The following is a 1,177-nucleotide window of genomic DNA, read 5'->3' on the forward strand; positions in this document are numbered from 1 at the left end:
TGCCGCCGTACAGGACGACGGTGTCGTCGTTGGCGATGCCCTTGGCGCTGAGCAGCGCCTCGAAGCCGGCCTGGTCGATGAAGTCACGGCGGACCAGGTGGTGCCGTCGGCCGAGCTCGCGTAGACGATGTCGTTGGCCGCGCACCCGGCCCGGAAGCGGCAGTCCTGCCAGGCGACGTAGACCCTGCCGTCGGCGTCGATCTCCGCCGAGGGCAGGCCCTCGCCGTCGCGCAGCCCGCCCGCGACCTCGTGCGCGACGACGTCGGCGACCAGGACCGTGGAGCTCCAGGACCTGCCGCCGTCGGTGGAGGTGAATGAGCGGATCGAGGTGGTGTCCGTCGAGAAGGGGACCACGACCGTCCCGTCGGGCCGCACCAGCGGCTGGCCGCCGAGGCCCAGGTTGACGCCGGACGGGCCGGTCGGGGCGGACCAGGTGGCGCCGCCGTCCCGGGAGGCGGACATGACCATCAGGTTGTCGGAGGAGGGGATGTCGACCTCGACGTAGCAGGTGCCGAAGTACGGGCTGGTCGGAGTGTTGTCGCAGACGATCCACTCCTTGTCGTAGACCTGGCCGTCGTGACCGACCGCCCGCACCGGGTCCTGCCAGTGCAGGCCGTCGGCGGAGCGGCTGACGGTCGCACCCACCGGGTTGCGTCCCGAGTCGATGACCAGGCCGGCCACCATCCAGGTGCCGTGCCTGGCGTCGTAGGCGACCGCGGGGTCGGAGGCGCGGGCCCAACTGCCGCCGCCCCAGTGGGTGGTGAGGCCGGGCAGCATGCCGTGCTGCCAGCTGAGGCCGCCGTCCGACGAGGTGTTCCAGCCGAGGCCGGCCGCCCCGCCGTCAGTGAACCGCCCCACCTGGGCGGCGGAGACGATCGTGCCGCCGTAGGCGAAGGTGTCGGGCTCCACCTCGGTGGCGTACTGGCTGCCGGCGCTGGTGAACGGGTCGCTGCTCACCCGGACCAGGCTCGGTCCGCCGCCGTCGACGGTCAGGGCGATCGGGTTGGTGCCGGACGTGGCGTCGCCGGCGGCGCGGGCCGGCGGCGCGGACGCGCCGGCCGGGCTCGCGTTCCAGGCCGCGCCGACCAGGACAAGGGCGGCCGCCGCGACGGTGGCGAACGGCCTGCGCCAGGGGGTGGGGGTGCGCGGGTGCTTCATCCGAAGCTCCTTCGCGTGG

2 pseudogenes are annotated in these 1,177 nt (G+C 73.9%); both read right to left on the bottom strand.

Features of this window, described 5'->3' with window-relative positions:
• Nucleotides 1-94 (bottom strand): annotated as a pseudogene (locus ACIQOV_RS42160) (sulfurtransferase); the annotation flags it as partial.
• A 26-nt stretch (nt 95-120) separates the two neighbouring features.
• Nucleotides 121-1,158, bottom strand: a pseudogene (locus ACIQOV_RS42165) (sialidase family protein); the annotation flags it as partial.
• Nucleotides 1,159-1,177: the final 19 nt, after the last annotated feature.

Source organism: Kitasatospora sp. NPDC091257 (genome assembly GCF_044757675.1).
Lineage (GTDB): Bacteria > Actinomycetota > Actinomycetes > Streptomycetales > Streptomycetaceae > Kitasatospora > Kitasatospora lactacystinica.